The organism is Paenibacillus sp. P4_E11 (genome assembly GCF_056401635.1).
In genome coordinates, this window is sequence record NZ_JBFUIX010000012.1 from 1 (window position 1) to 17,095 (window position 17,095).

General features: G+C 49.3%; 11 protein-coding genes. All 11 read left to right on the forward strand.

Annotation, left to right across the window (positions count from 1 at the left end; genetic code table 11):
* Positions 1 to 2,696, forward strand: a 2,696-nt coding sequence (locus tag AC1DWB_RS07370) for a hypothetical protein (RefSeq protein WP_477540396.1), incomplete at its 5' end; no start/stop codon positions are given.
* A gap of 557 nt (positions 2,697 to 3,253) precedes the next feature.
* Positions 3,254 to 5,428 (forward strand): hypothetical protein, encoded by a 2,175-nt coding sequence (locus tag AC1DWB_RS07375; RefSeq protein WP_477540397.1) that lies wholly within the window; start codon positions 3,254 to 3,256, stop codon positions 5,426 to 5,428.
* Between the two features lie 129 nt (positions 5,429 to 5,557).
* Entirely contained in the window at positions 5,558 to 6,217 is a 660-nt protein-coding gene (locus tag AC1DWB_RS07380; protein ID WP_477540398.1) for a hypothetical protein, read from the forward strand.
* 92 nt (positions 6,218 to 6,309) lie between these two features.
* Positions 6,310 to 6,576, forward strand: coding sequence for a small, acid-soluble spore protein, alpha/beta type (locus AC1DWB_RS07385; RefSeq protein WP_477540399.1), 267 nt, complete (start codon positions 6,310 to 6,312; stop codon positions 6,574 to 6,576).
* A gap of 192 nt (positions 6,577 to 6,768) precedes the next feature.
* On the forward strand, positions 6,769 to 7,977 hold the full coding sequence (gene metK / locus AC1DWB_RS07390) for a methionine adenosyltransferase (protein ID WP_477540400.1): 1,209 nt from the start codon (positions 6,769 to 6,771) through the stop codon (positions 7,975 to 7,977).
* 252 nt (positions 7,978 to 8,229) lie between these two features.
* Complete coding sequence (locus AC1DWB_RS07395) at positions 8,230 to 9,222, forward strand: transposase (protein ID WP_477540401.1); 993 nt, start codon at positions 8,230 to 8,232, stop codon at positions 9,220 to 9,222.
* 122 nt (positions 9,223 to 9,344) lie between these two features.
* Positions 9,345 to 12,089, forward strand: a complete 2,745-nt coding sequence (locus AC1DWB_RS07400; RefSeq protein ID WP_477540402.1) for a stalk domain-containing protein — start codon at positions 9,345 to 9,347, stop codon at positions 12,087 to 12,089.
* A gap of 78 nt (positions 12,090 to 12,167) precedes the next feature.
* The gene (locus AC1DWB_RS07405) at positions 12,168 to 13,331 is read left to right on the forward strand and encodes a sensor histidine kinase (protein ID WP_477540467.1); all 1,164 of its coding nucleotides are present in this window, start codon (positions 12,168 to 12,170) and stop codon (positions 13,329 to 13,331) included.
* Between the two features lie 4 nt (positions 13,332 to 13,335).
* Positions 13,336 to 14,049: a response regulator gene (locus AC1DWB_RS07410; protein WP_477540403.1), complete on the forward strand. Its 714-nt coding sequence runs from the start codon at positions 13,336 to 13,338 to the stop codon at positions 14,047 to 14,049.
* A gap of 121 nt (positions 14,050 to 14,170) precedes the next feature.
* Complete coding sequence (locus AC1DWB_RS07415; RefSeq protein WP_477540404.1) at positions 14,171 to 14,575, forward strand: glycosyltransferase family A protein; 405 nt, start codon at positions 14,171 to 14,173, stop codon at positions 14,573 to 14,575.
* 115 nt (positions 14,576 to 14,690) lie between these two features.
* Positions 14,691 to 16,958 (forward strand): helicase-related protein, encoded by a 2,268-nt coding sequence (locus AC1DWB_RS07420; protein ID WP_477540405.1) that lies wholly within the window; start codon positions 14,691 to 14,693, stop codon positions 16,956 to 16,958.
* The last annotated feature ends 137 nt before the right edge of the window (positions 16,959 to 17,095 follow it).

The window sequence follows — 17,095 nt, forward strand, 5'->3', positions numbered from 1 at the left end:
TCCAAGCAGTATCCAAGGCTACACCAATGCTGATGGACGGCGTAGCACCTGGCCTGTTCGCACCAGCTGGCGATGTAACACTTGAGCAACTGGCTACTGTAACAGTTCGCGCACTGGGTCTTAAAGTTGACGACAACGCTACTGTAAGTGGTAATGTTTCGGAGTGGGCTAAAGGCGCTGTAGCAGCAGCAATCAAAGCAGGTCTGTTGCCTACTAAGACCGACTACACCAAAAATGCAATTCGTGCTGAACTGGTAGAAGCTACTTACTCTGCTAAGGGCGCTCTTGAACAGGCGAATGTTCCTGCGAAGGCTTYGGTTAAAGAAGCTAAAGCGACTGGCGTGACCAAAGTGCAAGTAACTTTGGACAAAGCAGTTGACACGGCTAAGGCTACTCTGTCTCTGAAGAAGGGTACTGCGGCTGTAGCTACGACAACAACCTGGTCAGAAGACAAGAAGTCGGCTACTCTGACACTGACTAGCACTAAGGTTAATGCTGGCGATTACACTGTAACGCTTGGTGGTATCGATGCAACTGAGATTGCTACGGCAACAGCAAGCTTCAAGGCTGAGAACGAGGCTGTAACTAAGATCGAGTTCGTAAGCCCAAGCGAAGAAATCGCTAGATCGCCAAAAGTAACGCTGAAGATCAAGCCTTCCAACCAATATGGTGAAGCAGCTTCCTTCCCAGCGGGTGCTTACAGCTACTTTGTATCTGCAACGGGTACAAATCCGCAATTGACCAAAGGCGATGACGGTCTGCTCCAACTTTCCTTGGTAACTAAAGATCTGACAACAGGTATTGGAGTTGTTCCGGTTACTCTGTATCATAATGATTCTCGTGTAACAGTTACCAGGACGTTCAAAGTTGGTACGGATGCTTATGTTGCAAAAGTAGAAACTGCTGAGGCCACTTATAATAATGAGTCCAAGGCGTTGTCAACTTCCGACGATACAGCAACCATTAAGCTGACTCTGTATGATCAATACGGTGGCGTGTTCACTAAGGATTCGCTCCTTGGAACAGCTCCTAACTACACTAATAAGCCAAACATCCAAGCTTTGGTATCTCCGTTTGAACAAAATATTGACAACCCAATCTATGCTGATGACTTCACTAAAGTTGATTTAAAGCTGAAAGCCAACAGCAAGGTTGAGAAAGATGGAGAATACACAGTAACTGTTTACGCGGGTACCTCCAGCGCTACTTCCAAGATCAAACTTGTTTCTTCGAAGGTTGCTAACAAGGTTGATGTTTTGGATTATGTAGGAACCATTGCTGAAGGTGATACGAGCAAGTATGTTACATTTGATGCTTTTGATGCTGCAGGGAATAAGCTTTCTGCGGACGATATTGTAGCAAACGCTAACCGCTTTAATGTATCTATTAGTGGTGCTACTGTGGCACCTGCCGGTGGAGACATTACGGTAAACGGTATTGTTCAGTATGGTGCTAACAAAGGTAAGATTAAATTAGCAACTATTGATGCTCCAGCAAGAGGCATTGTTTATGCAAGTGTTGGTATCTACTCCATTAATGTACAAACAAGTGATACGATAACAATCCCAGTAGCTGACAAGCGCATCCCATCCTCTCTGCTTCTTGACACAACGCCAGCTGTGAAATCGGTACTCGGAGCTACTAGCAACCTGAAGTATCTATTGAAGGACCAATATGGTGATACTTTTGGCGGAACGCTTCCAACAGGATATGCGCTTGATGTGACCGTTACTGGCGGAACATATGGCGATATCTTTACACAATCCGTTGCGGCAACTTATTCCGCAGCTGTGATTGATGCTGTACAAGTAGGCGAAGCAGGTGCGGTTGCTTACACGCCTGCAGAATTTAACCGCGGGTTCCAATTCAGACCATCTGCATCTAACTTCGGAACGGTCGGCTTCACTGCGGTCTTGAAGAAGGACGGGAATGAAATCCAAACGGTTAAGAGAGAAATTGAATCTATTCCTAACACTACTAAGCTGACATATGCTGTTACGGCTATTACAGACATCTTCGCATATCTGGATAGCAAGCAAGTAGTGAGCAATGATGGCGGTGCAGGTACACCTACAGATGCACAAAAGTACGCTAGCTTGATGGCGAAAGCTGTAACGGTTACTGCCAAAGACGGCGCAGGCAATACTGTGGCATTCCCGACTGGTAAGATTTCAGCTGGTACATCGTCGGATACATCGGTAGTCCAAGCGGTTTACAGTGCAGGCGGAGTTAAAGTAATTGGTAACAAAGCAGGTACTGCTACCGTGAACGTCTCCTTCAATGCGGCGAATGGCGAAGTTCAAACCCTTTCAACTACTGTGAACTCCAAGGCTGATGCAGTAAGTGCTGCTTCTATCGTAAGCTCGAATGGTTCGACATCTGCAGCACTTGCAGCTAACACTGCCACTAGCGCTTACCAAATCTTTAACTACTTGAAGATTACTGATAACTATGGTGTCGCATATACGGCTAGCAAAAACAATGATGCGAATATCACTAACTATCAGTCGTTCTTCGGAGTTATCTTTAGTGCTACCGACATTAAACTTGGTGCTGCCACTGGATTGGGTAACGATTCTGTAACGATTGATCCGGCTACTGGCATGGTAACAGCTGGAAGCAACGTGAAGGAGTTCGTCCTGAAAGTATCAACTGCTAATGGTAAGAGCGTTTCGATCCTTGTCACTGTCTCGTAATTCGCAATGATGATTTCATTGGACAGTAACAGGAGCATAGTTAAACAAAAGAGACCCCTTGTGGGTCTTTTTTGTTTACGTGTACGCCCAGCATGGGCGTCATATCTACGGTGAAAGTCATGTATGGGGCTTGTGATCGACTCCGAAGCCTAGGGGAGGATGTTCGTCAAGAGGTGGAATGCGGAGGGAGATTGCAACATCTTTGTCGCCGTCATAACAAGCTGGAGATCGCGACAGGGAAATGGTGATTCGTTATGTAGAAAGAAAGCTGACAAAAAACTTGTCGAGTTCAAAAGATAAACGCATTGTCCGGCTCAACCGCTAATTTAAGGGGTGGATGGGTTATTGCCGAATAGCGTCGGTGCAGGACATTACGAGGAATTCGACCTATGGATTCGCAGAGGGCTAAGTTATGGCCAACTCCCTTTGATGCTAGAGATGACCAGTAAGCCCTCTCGATTAAATAATATACTAATCCGCGAAACAAACATGTCACATATATCGTCTATACTTATGGTAGAATCTATTTAAACTCAAGTAGGAGGAGGCACGAAAACGTGGCAAAGTCATCAAAGTTCAAACGGTTGACGCTTCAATCGGCAGTAGTATTAACACTATTGGCTGGAGCTGTAGTACCATACGCGTACGCAGATCAGACGCAAGTGACGACGACAGGTGAATTATTCAATCTGCCATCGATTGGATCCGTATACATATCGGAGAAAAGTTATTTTGAGATCAAGGAAGCGAATCTCTCAATTGGTTCGGATCAAAATGTAGTCAATTTCAGAGTTAAAATCTTTAATGGAGAGAGTTCGGATCTCTCGATGACCGACTACTGGATAAAGCTGCAGTCCACATCGGGGATAAAGTACACAGTGAATGTGACTCCACAAGATAAGGATAAGAACACGATCTCCCCACAATCCAGTCAAGAGATTACATTCTACGCCAAAGTGGGTCCTACAGTGGGGTTAGCGGATTTGGTGTTTAAGGTAATCAAATGGAATTTTAGCCCGAACACCCCGAACTTTGAGACGAACATGGGTGAGATCACCTATCCGGCTGCTTATAACAATGTCGTGCCCGCTTACAGAAAAAGAAACTTGCAAATTGCGAAAACATCAGTGACCACTAATATCAAGAAAGCGACGATCGCTAGCAATCAAGATAATCATTTACCTACTCTCTTAGTTGAAATGCAAAATGCGGACAATCGAAGCTTAAAGCTTCCACAGCTCCAATATTCAATCCGTACGACAGATGGACTGCAGTATCCCTTACAAGCAGCAGGGCTGACGGACAAAACAACTATTGATCCACTCATGAAGAAAGAAGTCACCTTAAGTGGAACGATTCCTAAAACAATCAGCGCTGAGGGTTGGCAATTGGTTGTGGAACAGGTAGCCGATACTGGGAGTACCGGTACCGTGAACTTGACACTCGGAGTGTTTGAGGTCCCCAAACCTGTTGAAGTAGAACTGTCGACGGAGAAGGAGCAGTCCTTCACCAGTAAAGACGGTACTTATATTGCCAAGTTGGAAACCATCGAACGATTACCATGGGAAGATCAAGACTTGATTTCGGTCAAGCTAAGCTTGCGTACAAGCGAGAATCGGTCGTTACCAATTCCTGGTCTTAGTGGCTACTTCAAGTTGGATGACAATGTAAAGGTCGAGGCAAAGCTCGTTCGATTGGACAATGTTATCGGACTAAGCTCTGGACGGGATGTTGAGATTCAGCTTGTAGGGAAGATACCGTATACTTATGAGTTCTCTGATGTTACGATCGTGCTACAAGAAGCTGCAAGCAGCGGGGGCACCTCCACAACAACGGGGGATGCATCTGGTTCAGAGCTAGTAAAGTTCAAAGTAAGCTCGACTATGGATAGTGTACCGCTCGTGAAGGCTGGAGAAAGCATCGGAATTGGCGGAGTAGGGCGGACTGGTGAATACCAAATCCACTCGATCCAAACGTTCCAGGGGAAAACATCCGAAAAGTTTGCCGTGCAGGTGTCCGTTCAGAACCGAGAGAAACGAACTAATGATCTAAGCAAGCTGGTTGCGTATTTCAAAACCGTTGATGGAACGATGATACCTGCGGAACTGAGTCCGATTAAAAACAAAATCGCGCCTTCCAATAAAGCACTCTTGAATGTATCGGCTACATTCGTGAAGGAGGGGGCCAATCAGGTGAGCCAATTAATCATTGGAGAGGCGCTGACAGAAGGAAAGTTCACGACAGGTGAAGGAAAGCCGGACTCCTACGTAAATGCTGTATCTTTTGCAATGCCGGAAGAGAATAAGAAACCGATCGAGGCTATCAAAAATATCGAACTGTTCCCATATCTGCTTAGTCTGAGCAAGGTTGGAACTTCAATCAAGATTGGACAAGCGACCAGCAACATTAAAGTAAGCTTCAATTATGAGCTTCAGAAACAGGCGGGTATCGAAGTAAACCCGCAGGAGTATAAGATCTTGTTCGAGATGGCGGATGTCACAGGGCAGGCCAAGCTCTCGCAACTTCTTGATATTGAAGCGTCGACACAAGCTGGTAGTGCTACAGTCCTTCAACAGGGAACAAACTCGATGGAGTTTAATCTAACAGATTCGGAATTGATCTATAAAACACAGAACTTAAAAACATACAAGCTCAACATCTACCAGCAATTTCAGGATCACAAGAAGCTGATTGCTTCCAAGGAGCTAGAGTGGTTCATCTATTCCGACTAATCCTCACATCAGCACCAACAAGCCGAGTCTGTGTCTTCCAAGGCATGGCCTCGGTTCTTTTTACCTTGCCTGCACGCTTAAATGTTCGATATAGTAGGGAAGGAGATTGCTAGATGGGGAGGCTAACTGATGCATATGAAGAAACTGAAACTACTTTACATTCCTCTTTTATTAGGCGGGGCCATATGGCTAGGGTCGACAATTATTTCAAACGCGGCTGATGGTGGTACGACAAACGTACAACCGGGGTCTGTAGACGACCCTGTAATCACTAAGAGCTATTTCGACCAACAGATCAGTCAAAAGATTGCCGAATCCATTACAAAGCAACCCGCGACCGATGCGGCGATCCAGCAGGCCGTAGCAGCGGAGATCGCCAAGTTGAAGCAAGAACTGGCCGCCGGGGGGAGTATTGGAGGAACAGGTAACGGTGGCGGGACTGGCACTGGTTCAGGAACGGGTACAGGTTCTGGCACCGGCACGGGTTCACCAGGCACTGGAGGTGCGGACGGTTCCGCACAGCTCCAAGTGGTCCAACTACAACCCGGCAAAACGATATACGCCGGAGCAGGCGCAGAATTCATTGTCCGTACTGGCAAGACGATCGCCGTAAGCAATGATGATAACGGGATTCCGGATGTAACCTCAGGCAAAGATATTGCAGCAGGAGTAGCGATCGAAAACAATCACTTGTTAATCTTCCCGCGTGAAGGTCGAGGGATTAAACCGGATCCCAAGAATATAGGAGACATCTATATTATGGTTCGAGGCAGCTACATTATTCCTTAGCTTATTTCTCCGGTTTTGACAACAACTTAGACAGGGTGAACCAAGCAAGAGCCGCCATACTATAGATACACCACTCAAGGAGGTATCTGTATATGGCTAGAAACAGACAATTAGTACCGGGTTGCCAACAAGCATTGGAACAAATGAAGTACGAAATCGCGGCTGAGCTAGGACTGCCGGTCGGTGCAGGGCGTTCGAATGTCACTGACGTAGAGTTCGCGACCGAACTTGGTTCCGTACCAGCAGGTAGCGTAAAGGAAACCTACTGGGGACACATTTCATCGCGGGATGCCGGTGCAGTGGGTGGCTCAATCACGCAAAAATTGGTTCAGCTTGCACAGCAATCTTTTCAATCCTAACCAATAATTATTGGTGTTCGTTTGTTGACACGTGTCGACAAATCCAGTAAACTTTTAAGTTGAAGGTCATGCTGTCTAATGCAACCTTTTCCAATCGGAAAAGGTTCATTTTTTTGGACTAAAGGCCATGTAATCCATTTGTTTAAAATGTTTTTTCTTATTATATACTAAGGTTCAGGAGGTTGATTCATTATGGCAGCACAAAAGGGAAGACGTTTGTTTACATCAGAATCAGTTACGGAAGGGCACCCCGATAAAATATGCGATCAAATATCGGATGCAGTATTAGATGCATTCCTTCAGAATGATCCAAATGCTCGCGTAGCCTGTGAAGTATCCGTAGCTACAGGACTTGTCCTCGTTATTGGAGAAATCAGCAGCAGTGCAGACTATGTGGACATTCCTGCTATTGTTCGCAAAACGATTAAGGAAATCGGATATACACGTGCTAAGTACGGTTTTGATGCTTCCACTTGCGCTGTTTTGACTTCCTTGAACGAGCAATCCGCGGACATCGCTATGGGCGTAGATAAGGCGCTTGAGGCAAGAGAAGGCACAATGACGGATGAGCAGATCGAAGCATTGGGTGCGGGCGACCAAGGACTTATGTTCGGGTTCGCAGTAAACGAAACACCTGAATTAATGCCGTTGCCGATTGCATTGGCTCACCGACTAGCACGCCGTTTATCCGAAGTTCGTAAGAATGGTACCCTTCCCTACCTTCGTCCAGACGGTAAAACTCAAGTTACCGTGGAATACGACGGTGACAATAAGCCGGTTCGCGTAGACGCCATTGTAGTTTCTACCCAACATGCAGAAGAGATTACACTCGAGCAAATCCAACGCGATATTAAGGAACACGTGATTAGCCCCGTCGTTCCAGCGGAGTGGTTGGACAGTGCGACGAATTATTTTATAAACCCAACAGGCCGCTTCGTTATTGGTGGACCTCAAGGGGATGCCGGGTTGACAGGCCGCAAAATTATCGTAGATACTTACGGCGGTTACGCTCGCCATGGCGGTGGCGCATTCTCGGGTAAGGATCCGACGAAGGTGGACCGTTCCGCTGCATACGCCGCTCGCTATGTAGCTAAGAACATCGTTGCTGCTGGTTTGGCAGATAAATGCGAGATTCAGCTGGCCTATGCGATTGGTGTAGCGCGTCCCGTGTCGATCGCGGTAGATACATTTGGAACAGGGAAAGTAAGCGAAGAGAAGTTGGTTGAGTTAATCAGTAACAACTTCGACTTGCGTCCGGCTGGTATTATCAAGGAGCTTCAACTGCGTAACCCGATCTATCGGCAAACGGCCGCATACGGTCACTTCGGGCGTACGGACATTGATGTGCCTTGGGAGCGTACGGATAAAGTCGAGCAATTGCGCCAACAAGCACTCGTTTAAGAGAGCAGTATAGGAGTGAAGGAATTTCCAGATATGAATAAACAAGCGCCTCTAGAACATTAATTCTAGGGGTGTTTTTTTACGTCAAGATCAGTCTAGATTCGACTTCAATTCCGTGGAAGATGCAGAACAGTGCCAGTTGTTGGCGAATAATGTGGATAAATATTACAAAACAATATTTCCCAAAATAGCAATTTACCTCTTATAATGTTGTATAATAAAGGAAATTGAGGAATAAAGGGGAATGGTGCGTTGGACAACAAAATTAGAGATCTGCTACTGGGTACTACAAGTAAAAGCACAAGCAAAAGTAAGCATACAAATAAAAAGTTAGAGAGTGCGAGATTAGCAGAAATAACGTTGAAGACGAACATCCTATTGAAAACCCCACCTATATTCCAACAAAAGCATTACAAACATTTGGGAGTCCTCACCATCACGGATTATGTGACCTTCACGAATCTCCCCGAGCATCCGATCTGGAGCAAGCTGGAAAAGCATGTCGATTTCACATTCGCGGATCAATTGTGTACGCCGCTGTACACCCTCCACGATCAACGCCCCTATGCACCCTCAATCAGACTCAAAGCTCTATTGGTGCAGCATTATGAATCTTTGTCCCCTCGTGAGTTGGAATTGCAGTTTTCTTTCGACATGGCGATCAAACGATTCATAGGGATACCTATGTCCTACAGAGGTTGTGACTACAAAGAACTGAGTTGGGGAGCGAATCTGGTAGAATCGAATGTGCTAGAAAGTTGTTTTACCCACATCTTAATTCAGGCACGCCCTTATTTGTCGAAGAAAAAAGAAGGAGCGCGTTGGTGCGAGGAGGCCATCAAGACCTACGTTACTCCAGAGAGACTGGCTATGTATCCTTATATGATGCAGGGGTTATTGCATGTTGTACAACATATGAAGCGAACACATCCGATCCTGTCTAGATACATAGTGAAGGTGCATGGGTTGGAGGGGTGGTTCGTTCATTTGCCCTCAAAAGCCAGCCTAGAGGAAAAGGCCGCCGCCATGAGTATTCTCGTCATTCGTGCATTCACGATACTAGGGTGGTTCGAAACGGATTCGACACGCTCCCTATTCTGGTTATGGAAAGATCCCGTGCAGCAATTACGATCTTTGGAGCTTCAGGCGATCCTTTACGCGTATCTGAGTCCAACCACACAAACCATGGAATTGGAATTCATGAAATCCGCCACAAATCGACGTCAGCATGCGAATTCTTTATAAAACAGGACAAAAGTCACGATACGAGGCAGGCTATTAAAATTATCGTAACTTTTTGGTGGGAAGTAGAGTCTATACTACTAGAGAGAGAAACCAAACACTGAGGAATGGAGAGGGAAACGGAAATGTCAGTCTTCAATTCAGTCACAAAGAGACCCGATAATGGGCCTTCATCTGCGTCCGGACAGGGCAACAGCACGATGGGGTCAGCGACTAAACGGGCAAAGAGCAAGAAATGGATACCCTTATTAGTGACGACCCTACTTGTACAGTCGATATGGGCAGCGATTCCAGTCGGAGCAGCCAGTCCGGCAGATTCGCCCGTTACTCTACTAAGTCAAGAGCCGCTCACATACGGCGCCATTCATAGAAAATATGAATATAGTTTCGATAGAAACAAGACACAGGTTAAAGTAAATGCAGACGTGGTCGAAGTGGATTTGCAAAACCCGATGGTGCGGCTAGACACGATGGCAGGAACGAACGGACAATTCACGAAGAAGCAGACCGTTAGAGAGATGGCCAATGAAACCGGAGCGGTGGCAGCGGTCAATGGCGACTTCTACAACACACTGGCGGAAGGTGTCCCGATGGGACCTCAAGTCATGAACAGCAAGCTGTTGGCCACTCCGCCCTACTTGCCTGGCTTTTATTCATTTGCCTTGACGAAGGATAACAAGCCGATCGTGGATCTGTTTACCTTTCAAGGCAAGATAACCGCTAAGGACGGGGCTACATACCCTCTCGGAGGGGTGAACAAAACCTATTACTGGTTTGAGAACGATGGGCTACACGAGCAGGACAAGCACAGCATGATCGATGGGCTGTTCATGTATACGGACACTTGGGGGCAGGTGGACCGATCCAATGACGGCGTAACCGTCCCGACCGAAGTATTGGTGCGCAATGGAGTCATTGAACAAATTGTTACGACCGGAATCATCAAGCAGATTGCGCCAGCTGACGGCTACATCCTTCGCGCATCAGGGAAAGCGGACGAATTCATTCGACAGCACCTGAAGGTGGGCGACAAGCTGGGGTCGGATTACAAAGTATTCGGCCAAGATTTTAGCAAAAACTACGACGCGGCTAATTTCAAGATGATGATAGGTGGTCATACGATTCTAGTAGACGAAGGCAAGCCATCCGGGTTCTCGCGAGATGTGTCGGATATTGGCGGGTATCGGTCGAGGACTGCCATAGGGTACTCCAAGGATCAGCGTTATGCCTACATTATCACAGCCGATAATGCAGGAGACAGCAAAGGGCTTAGTATGACTGAGCTGCAACAGTTCATGATCAAGATTGGCGTGTGGAAGGGGCTGAACCTCGACGGTGGCGGTTCCACTCAGATGGTGACACGACCGCTAGGAGACTATAAGACTATAGTGGCGAACAACACCGAATACGGCAGCGGCTATGAGCGGAAGGTAGTCAATGGGGTTGGTGTGTATTCGATGGCGCCTAAAGGCGATGTAAAGGATATCGCGATCAAGGGCCCTACGACCGTATTCCTACAAGAAAAGACGGCTTACAGCCTAAAAGCATATGATGGTTACTACAACCCAGTAGATATGAGTAATAGCGGTGTTCAGGCACAGTGGACCAGCTCGCAGCCGATCGGAACATTCGACGGGAATACGTTCACCGCACAGAAAACCGGGAAAACGACACTGACCGTCAAATCCGGTCAAGCGACGCAAAAGCTGGATATCGAAGTGATTGGACGGGACCAACTGACTAGCCTGAAAATCCAGCCTTCTTCTCAAGTGCTGCTCCCTAATGCGATCTATAAGCTTCCGGTCGTAGCCACAACAAAACAAGGGGTGTCACGCACTGTTCCGGCTGCGTCCATTCAATGGACAATGGAAGGCTTCAAGGGGTTGATCGAGGGCGATAAGCTGACTGTGCAATCCATCAATCCGGGTGTGAAGCAAGGGCGGCTGTACGCGCAATATGACGGGTTTACTACGATGTTGACGATGCCACTTGGGCAGATGCAGACACTGCTTGATTTTGAAACCGAGAAGCCGGTATCCTTCCTTGGTACGGCTGAGGTGACTGGATCGGTTAAGCGAACATCTTCATTCGGAATGCCATCCGGGGCCTATGGATTGTTGCTCAGCTATGATTTCACGAAGGGGACGGGTACGAAAGCGGCTTATGTACTGCTAGGCGACAACGGAGCGGGTATTCCAGTGCAGGGCCAGCCTCAGACCTTATCCGTTAAAGTAAAAGGCGACAACAGCTTCAACTGGGTGAGAGCAGAGGTAGTGGACGCGAAAGGCAGCAAGAAGCTAGTGGATCTGACTCAGAATATGAATTGGACGGACTGGAAGACGCTTACGGCGGATTTGGCGGGATACGGGGTTGCATACCCGATTACATTAACCCGTCTGTATGTAGCGAATCCAGCCCAAGGGCAAGACGAACGGGCAGCTAAGGGAGAAGTGATGTTCGACGACATTTCCTTCCAATATGCGCCTTCCATCGACTCGGTCCGAAATCTGGTGAAGCTAGCCATTAACAAAACATCATTGACTGTGAACCAGGCGACTGTTGTCATCGACCAGGCTCCTGTTCTGTATAAAGAAAATACGCTGGTCCCGGTAAGGTTCATAGTAGATGCATTGGGTGGGGAAACAGCATGGAACGAACAGGAGCATAAAGTTACGATTCTGAAGGACAATCATATGGCCGAGCTTTGGTTGAACAAGGCGGACTTGGTCATCGACGGTCAAGTAGTGACTGYTGAAGTAGCTCCTATGTTGATGAACGAACGCACAATGGTGCCACTGCGACTTCTGGCGGAGAAAATGGGCTGGAAGGTAGGGTGGGACCAACCGACGCAATCCGTCACCCTGGAATAATTTAGTTCTATATCATCAAGTCAAAAGAGCTAGGAATATGGTACTATAGGGAGTAGGAATCGGAAAAAAGGGGCTCTGATTGACTTGCAATTCGATGATATCGACAAAGTCATTAAGAACGCCATCGGAGTAATGGAGTCTAGCAAATATCAAATCTTTGAGATTTGCGAAAGTGTCCGCTCCGAATGGGAGGCGCTTAATAAAGAACTGCAGCAGGTGAAAGACGATGCCTCCCGAATGATCGATCAGGTCGACCGTTTGGAAATCGAATATAAGCGTGCAAGAATCCGGCTTACGGAAGTGAGCCGGGATTTTCACCGTTTCAAGGAAGAAGACATCCGGGTTGCCTATGAAGCGGCTACACAGCTACAGCTGCAACTTACGATTGCACGAGAGAAGGAGCAGCAGCTCCGAGCCAGACGGGATGAACTGCAGAAGCGGATCAAGAACCTGGAACGGCAGATTGAACGTGCTGAGGCCATCGTGATGCAGATGAACGTGGTGCTGGAATACTTGTCGGGCGACTTGAATCAAGTGACGCGAATTCTCGAATCGGCCAAAAACCGACAGCTGGTAGGGCTGAAGATCATCCTGGCCCAAGAAGAGGAACGCAAGCGGATCTCCCGTGAGATCCATGACGGTCCAGCGCAGGCGATGGCCAACATTGTGCTGCGTTCAGAGATCGCAGAGCGGATGTTAGCACGCAACGAGTATGCGGCGGTGAAGGAAGAGCTGTCCGATTTGAAAACGCAGGTACGCTCGGGGCTGGAAGAAGTTCGTAAAATTATTTTTAATCTTCGGCCTATGGCGCTTGATGATCTGGGGCTCATTCCGACACTTAGAAAATACATACAAGACTTTGAGGATCGTGCGAGAATCCGCATGAAGTTTGAAGTAGTGGGGTTGGAGAGTCGGCTTCCTTCCGCAATGGAAGTAGCTGTGTTCCGGCTCGTTCAGGAAGCATTGTCCAATGTAGTCAAGCATGCCAAGGCAAGCTATGTATCGGTAGAGGTCACATTCCAGAAGCAGATGGTCAAGCTGGTCATTCAGGACAATGGAGTAGGCTTTAATCTCGACCGTTTGGAAATGCAGATCAATAAGGGCAATTCGCATTTCGGCATTATGGGCATGAGGGAGAGGATCGAGCTCCTGGAAGGCAGAATGGATATGGAAACGGCAGTTAATGCAGGCACCAAAATCGTCATGTTAATACCAATAAGCGTGGAACCAAGGGAGGATTGAAGTTATGGAAGCAAGTCGCACGGTTAATATCGTCATTGCCGACGACCACCAGTTGCTGCGAGAAGGGGTCAAGCGGATTTTGAACATGGAGATTGACTTCGAGGTCATCGGAGAATGCGGGGACGGCATTCAAGTCGTGGAGCTATGCAACGAGCTTCGCCCGGATGTAGTTTTGATGGATATCAATATGCCGATTGAGAACGGGGTCGTGGCCACGGAACGATTGAAGGAATTTTTCCCAGAGATCAAGGTCATTATTCTGTCTATTCATGACGATGAGAGCTATGTGTTCGAGACGCTTCGCAAAGGGGCTTCGGGCTATCTGTTGAAGGACATGGAGGCTGAATCGCTGATCAATGCTATCCGTTCTGTCGTAGCCGGGCATGCCTACATCCATCCGAAAGTGACTGGCAAACTGATCAATCAGCTTCGTAGAATGACATACTTGGATACGGTTGGTGTAGCAGGTGGTGATGGTTCCGCACGGGAAGCGGGCGTGAAGTACATCCATCAGCCGAACAGTCCGCTCACACGGCGTGAAGCCGAAGTACTCCGCTTGTTGGCAGAGGGCAAGAGCAATAAGTCGATTGGCGAGATCTTGTTCATTAGCGAGAAGACCGTCAAAAACCACGTCAGCAGCATCCTGCAAAAGATGGAAGTGGAAGACCGGACGCAGGCCGTTATTATTGCGATCAAAAATGGCTGGGTGACTTTGTAAAAGGGCAGTGAAATACGGGCAAACTTTTGAAAAATAAGACGGTTTCCTAAAGAATAGGACCGGCAGAGCAGGAACCATAGGCAGCCTAGCGGCATATACTGGATTTAAGGGAGGTGCCGCTATGATTGTCGGATTGCTTTTGATTGTTGGAAGCTATGGTTCGGCTATTGCTTTGGTCCATTTTTGTCATTCCGTTTTTCAGTGGAATCGAAGAAAGCCTCTAACCTATTTGTTGATTACCAAAAATAATGAGCTTCATATGGAATGGTATTTGCGCTCCTTGCTCATGTTCTCCTGGTTGAAGGGCAGGAATGTAAAGGTGCTCTTGTTGGATGAAGGCTCGACCGACGACACCCTTATTATTGCGGCAAGCTTGGCGGCCGATCGGCCGGAGGAAATCCAGATGATGAAGCTGGAGAGTCCGGATGGACTGGATGAAGTAATTGCCCGCTATGAACAGGAGGAAGTCGTTCTAGTTCGACTGAGCAACGAGCTGAAGATGCAGAAGATTCCGTTAGCTCATTAGGTAATCGCTTACAAGTGTGGGAGACAAGTAAAGGACAATCTCGAGGGAATAGGACAGTCGGAATAGATTTGAAGGCCCCGCGTCGCTTTGAGGGGTCATCTTCTGGGGGTTGGGAATGAGAGCTGCGTTATACGCACTTGTCCACGGGAAACGGTGGAAATGGGAAGTGAGTCTGGATCTGCGAATGGATCAAGCATTCTGGTTCGAGCAATATGGTGGGGCGGTATCCATCGTAGTGCTGGAACCGGCCTTGTCGCTTGGACAAGCCCACACGCTGAAATCGCTATTGCTAGCAGAAGGTAATAGGGTTCAAGGAGAGGAAGACCTGCTCCGTGTTGTTAGGGTAAAAGCTCTGCAGGCTGGGATCAGCGAGCGGGTGTTGCATGATATTGTGAGCCGACGAGCTCACTATGGGGACTATTGGGCGGGACGAGCTGGGAAGGTTAGCGACGAGATGAGTGGGGAGGCGAAACGGGCAGGGAATCGCGAGCTAAGCCAGGAGAGCGCTTGGAAGCGAGCAGGAAGTCGAGAGCTGAGCCAAGAGATGAGTCGAGAGGGCAGTTCTGAGGAGCGTCAGGAGGAGTCGAAGAGGGCGATGAGTCGTGAGCTGAGCAACGAGCTGACTCGAGAGAGCGACTGGAAGCGGGGAGGCGCGAATCGTGCGGCTCCTGAGCTTCAGCTCGATCTGCTGGAGCGAATGGAGACGGAGCTGCAGGGCAGGTCGCTCACCCGCGATGAATTCGCGGGGCTTCTCGAGCATGCGGACCTTGCTCCCGTAGGGGAGCATTGGGCCAGTTACTTGCAGGCCGCCTACTTACGCGGCACGGTGGAGCTTGTGACCGGGCTCGAGCGCATTGAGCGAGAGCGCCGGTGGTGGAACCCCGCGCGCTGGAAGCGCGGGGTGCTGCTGCGCTGCCGCCGTTGCGGAAGCGGGATGTCGCGTATGTACGCGACAGAGTGTCCGCACTGCGGCGGGCTGTGCTCGTACTGCGAAGCATGCCTCACGATGGGGCGGCAGCGGCAATGCTCGCTGCTCGTGCGCGGGCTTGCGCCGCAGCGGTGCAGGGCGGCACAGCGGCCTGGCGCTGCATTGGCTGCTGGCCAATCGAAGGGCTTGCAGACAGCTGCTGCAGCTAATTCCGACCGGCAGCCAGCGCCTGCCACCGCCGTGCACGGCGCCGCCTTGCCCGTACCTGCGCGCGAGCCCGCGCCCGCGCCACGCCCGCTGGGCGGGCCACCCCCACTTGCCGGCGGAGATCCGCTCGGCAAGTGGGGGCTGAGCCCCGCCCAGCGGGCGGCGGTGGTGGCGGCGCTCGCCTTCCTGGCATCGCCGCAGCCGCACCCCACTGCCGATGCACCGCCCAGATCGTTCCTCATCTGGGCGGTGACCGGCGCAGGCAAGACGGAGATGATCTATCCGATCATCGAAGCCGAGCTCGCCCGCGGCGGCACGGTCCTTATCGCCACGCCGCGGCGTGATGTCGTCCTGGAGCTCCGCCCGCGGGTGCAGCGGGCGTTCCCGGATCGGACGCTCGTAACGCTTTATGGCGGCAGCGAGGACCGCTGGAAGCGCGGCGACATTACACTCGCCACCACGCATCAGCTGATGCGTTTCGGACGAGCATTCGACCTGATCATCATCGATGAGCTCGATGCGTTTCCCTATCACAATAACAGCGAGCTGCAATTCGCAGCCTCACAAGTGTGCAAGCCCCAAGGGACATACATCTTCTTATCGGCCACCCCGCCTGCTCCCATGCAGAGGGCCGTCTCAAGAAACCAGCTGCCAAATGTGCGTGTACCGGTTCGCTTCCATCGTCATCCTCTTCCAGTTCCCCGGCTCCTGCATGCAACCCGTCGAAATCCGCTGCCTAACCCACTCAAACAAGCCCTTGCCGCTTCCCTAGCACGCGGTGCACAGCTGTTCGTTTTTGTATCCAGAATCCGGGAAGTGGACATCATAGTCAGCCGTCTGCAGGCTTTGTATGCTCAGCTTAGGATAGCGGGTACTTCTTCCACAGATCCGGACCGCACCGATAAAGTGAATGATTTTCGAAAGGGTCGTATTCGCATCTTGGTTACGACGACCATCCTAGAAAGAGGGGTGACTGTGCCTAAGACGGACGTGTTCATCTTGCAGGCAGACTCTACCTTATTCGACGAGGCCTCGCTTGTGCAGATGGCAGGACGTGCAGGAAGATCCAAAGACGACCCCAACGGGTTCGTATATTTCGTCTCCGCAGCCAAAACCAATGCACAAGCAGGAGCAATTCGCCAAATTCGTCAAATGAACCGAATGGCCCGCAAGAAAGGCTTTCTCATTATGCAGGGTAAAGGAGGGACGCTCGCTGAACCGGAACAGCCTCAACCGAACTCGAAATAAGCTATTGCAACACATCTGGAAGAAAAGCTTGCAAGCTATTGAGTCGCTACTACACCCCCGATCGAGCGGTTGCGCCTATTGTGACAGTCCCATCGGGACCAGACCTGCTTCCACCACCCATATACCTAGTCTATGCC

Coding starts and splice junctions, on each gene's coding strand:
- AC1DWB_RS07420 (WP_477540405.1), top strand. CDS start 14,691: ATGAGAGCTGCGTTATACGCACTTGTCCACGGGAAACGGTGGAAATGG.
- AC1DWB_RS07410 (WP_477540403.1), top strand. CDS start 13,336: ATGGAAGCAAGTCGCACGGTTAATATCGTCATTGCCGACGACCACCAG.
- AC1DWB_RS07415 (WP_477540404.1), top strand. CDS start 14,171: ATGATTGTCGGATTGCTTTTGATTGTTGGAAGCTATGGTTCGGCTATT.
- AC1DWB_RS07380 (WP_477540398.1), top strand. CDS start 5,558: ATGCATATGAAGAAACTGAAACTACTTTACATTCCTCTTTTATTAGGC.
- metK (WP_477540400.1), top strand. CDS start 6,769: ATGGCAGCACAAAAGGGAAGACGTTTGTTTACATCAGAATCAGTTACG.
- AC1DWB_RS07385 (WP_477540399.1), top strand. CDS start 6,310: ATGGCTAGAAACAGACAATTAGTACCGGGTTGCCAACAAGCATTGGAA.